General features: G+C 69.7%; 2 protein-coding genes. One reads left to right on the forward strand and one right to left on the reverse strand.

Going from position 1 to position 3,399, the window contains the following annotated elements:
* Nucleotides 1–876 (reverse strand): tyrosine--tRNA ligase (gene tyrS / locus VGT06_09780; protein ID HEV8663411.1); only part of this gene is annotated, 876 nt, incomplete at its 3' end.
* Between the two features lie 141 nt (nt 877–1,017).
* On the opposite strand from tyrS, the gene VGT06_09785 reads away from it, so the two are divergent.
* On the forward strand, nt 1,018–3,399 hold a 2,382-nt coding region (locus VGT06_09785), incomplete at its 3' end, for a PBP1A family penicillin-binding protein (protein HEV8663412.1).

A 3,399-nucleotide genomic window follows, 5' to 3' on the forward strand; every position in this document is an offset into this window, starting at 1 on the left:
CTCCCGCGGATGGAGACTTCCCCCGGTCAGCCCCCGCCGGATCTCCTCGACCTCCGCCGCCGGGAGCGGCGTGGTCAGCTCGTAGTATCGGAGGAGGAGGCTGTCCGGGAGGGACATGAGCTTCCCGAACATCTCCCCGGGGGGCTCGTCGATCCCCACGTAGTTGCCGAGGCTCTTGGACATCTTCTGGGCACCGTCCAGCCCCTCCAGGATCGGCATCGTGAGAATCACTTGCGGTTCCTGGCCGAACGTCCGCTGGAGGTCGCGCCCGACCAGCAGATTGAACTTCTGGTCGGTGCCCCCCAGCTCCACGTCCGCTTCCAGGGCCACCGAGTCGTAGCCCTGGATGAGGGGGTAGAGGAACTCGTGGATGCCGATCGCCCGTCCGGCAGCATAGCGCCCTGCGAAGTCGTCCCGCTCGAGCATCCTAGCCACGGTGTGACGCCCGGCCAGCTCGATCAGCTCCTGAGCCGACATGGGCTGCATCCACCGGCTGTTGAAGTCGATGCGGGTGCGGGTGGGGTCGAGGAGCTTGAAGATCTGCCGCTTGTAAGTCTCCGCGTTCCGCTGGACCTCTGCTGCCGTCAGGACCTTCCGGGTCTCGGACCGACCGCTGGGGTCCCCGATCATCCCGGTGAAGTCCCCGATGAGGAAGATGACCTCGTGCCCCAGTTCCTGGAACTCCCGAAGCTTGTGGATCACCACGGTGTGCCCGAGATGGAGGTCCGGGGCCGTGGGGTCCAACCCCAGTTTCACCTTGAGCGGCTTGCCGGTGCGGCTCGCCCGGCGCAGCTTGGCCAGGAGCTCCTCGGGGGCGATCACCTCGACCGCCTTCCGGCAGAGGATGCCGAGCTGCTCTTCCGGGGACCACCTCATGGCTCCGTCCTGGGCCTTCGCATCCGGCCCTTGTAGCACGCCGGGCCGGGGGGCGCAACGGGAAAGGGCGCGCCTTGGCCCCCCGCCGACGCCTCTGGTATACTACGACCCGGCTGCGATACCGGCAAGCCAGGAGGTGCTGTGGAGTTTCTCCGCCGCCACCGGGGGCGGCTGCTCTGGACCCTCCCCCCTCTGGTGGCCATCGGCATGGGCGCGGCGGGTGGCGTCTTCGCCGCCTACATCCGCGATCTCCCCACGCTGGACGCCCTGGAGCAGTACAGCCCCAGCCTGGTCACGACCCTCTACAGCGACGAGGACGAGCCGTTCGCGGCCTTCTTCGAGCAGCGACGGATCCTCATCTCCCTCGACAAGATTCCCCGCTACCTGATCGAAGCGGTGCTGGCCACGGAGGACACCCGCTTTTACTCCCACCGCGGGATCGACCCGCGGGGCATTGCCCGGGCTCTCCTGACCAACCTCCGGACCCTCCGCCTCGCGGAGGGGGGCAGCACCATCACCCAGCAGCTGGCCAAGGTCCTGTTCCTCACCCCGGAGAAGAGCCTGACCCGGAAGATCAAGGAGGTCCTCCTGGCGTTCCAGATCGAGCGCGAGTACTCCAAGGACCGCATCCTGGAGATGTACTTCAACCAGATCTACTTCGGGCATGGGGCCTACGGGGTGGAAGCGGCGGCCCAGACCTACTTCGGCAAGTCGGTGGACGAGCTCAACGTGGCGGAGGCTGCCATGTTGGCCGGTCTTCCCCGGGCGCCCAACAGCTACTCCCCCATCGTGGACAAGGAGCGGGCTCGCCGCCGCCGGGCGGTCGTCCTGCAGCGGATGGTCGAGGAGGAATTCATCACGCCGGAACAGGCGGAGGCGGCGGCGGCGATCCCCTTCGACGAGCGTGCCTTCGCCGCTATCCGGAGCCGCGCCCCGTATTTCGTGGAATACGTACGGCAGTACCTCGAGGAGCACTACGGCTCCTATGCGCTCTACCACGGGGGCCTGAGGGTCTACACGACCCTGAACCTCCGGCTGCAGGGAGCCGCGGAGCAGACGCTGACCCAGGGCTTGGACGAGATCGACCAGCAGAAGGGCCTCCGCCTGGCCGGGGGGACCCCCATCGCCCGCGCGACCCCCCGCCGGCCCGGCGAGCCCCTCCGGCCCGGCCTGGTGGTGGAGGGCGTCATCGAGCGGGTCACGGCCCGCGGGATCCACGTCACCGTGGAGAACTACAGCGGGGAAATCCCCTTCAAGGGCATGCGGGTGGCGGAGGGGCCCAAGCTGGCGGAAGCGTTCCACCCGGACGACCGGGTCCTCGTCCGACTCGAGGCCCTGGACCACGACCGGAAGACCCTCCGCTTGGTCCTGGCGCAGGAACCGGAAATGGAGGGGGCGCTGCTGGCCCTGGACCCCCGAACCGGCCAGATCAAGGCCATGGTGGGTGGCTATGACTTCCAGCGGAGCAAGTTCAACCGGGCGATCCAGGCCCGCCGCCAGCCCGGCTCCGCCTTCAAGCCTTTTGTGTATGCTGCCGCCTTTGACCTGGGCCTCACCCCCTCCACGATCTTCGAGGATTCCCCCGTGTCCTTCCCCGCCACCATCGATGGGGAGCAGAAGGAATGGAGCCCGGAGAACTACGACCAGACCTTCCGGGGCCCGGTGACGTTACGGCAGGGATTGGAGCACTCCATCAACGTGGTCGCGGTGAAGCTCCTGGAGACCATCGGGGTCGGGGCGGCGACGCAGATGGCCCACCGCCTGGGGATCCGGAGCCCGCTCCGGGCCGAGCTGGGGCTCGCCCTGGGGACCTCGGAGGTCACCCTCCTGGAGATGGTCTCAGCCTACGGGACGCTCGCGGCGGGTGGCATCCGCACCCCCCCCTACGCGATCCGGCGCATCCTGGACTCCCGCGGGCGCGTCCTGGAGGAGCACTACCCGGAGGGGCAGCCGGTGCTGCGCCCGGCCACCGCGGCGATCCTGACCCACGTCCTCGAGGGCGTGGTGGAGCGGGGGACGGGCCGGGGCGCCCGGGTCCTCGAGCGGCCGCTCGCGGCCAAGACGGGAACCACGCAGGACGCGGCTGACGCCTGGTTCCTCGGCTACAGCCCCTCCCTGGCGGCGGGGGTCTGGATCGGCTACGACACCGTCCGCTCCCTCGGCACCCAGGAGACCGCCGCCACGCTCGCCGCCCCCGTCTGGATCCGGTTCATGCGGGCAGCCGTGGAGGACAGCCCGCCGGAGGCCTTCCCGGTGCCGGATCCCCTCGTGCCCGTCACAGTCAACTACTACACGGGGCTCCCCACGTATTCGCAGGACCCCGATGCCGTCACCGAGTACTTCCTGCGGGGGACCGAGCCGCGCCGCGCCACCATGGGCGGGACCGCTGCCCCCCTCCCCTCACCCTCCCTGTTGGGCCCACCCCTGCCCCCCCCGGCCGCGGCCCCCCTGCCACCGGCGCCTCCCGGGACCACGGCTCCGGCCGGTCCCCCATCGCCCCCCCTTCCCCCCTCCCCGGCGGAA

Source organism: Candidatus Methylomirabilis sp. (assembly GCA_036000645.1).
GTDB lineage: Bacteria > Methylomirabilota > Methylomirabilia > Methylomirabilales > JACPAU01 > JACPAU01.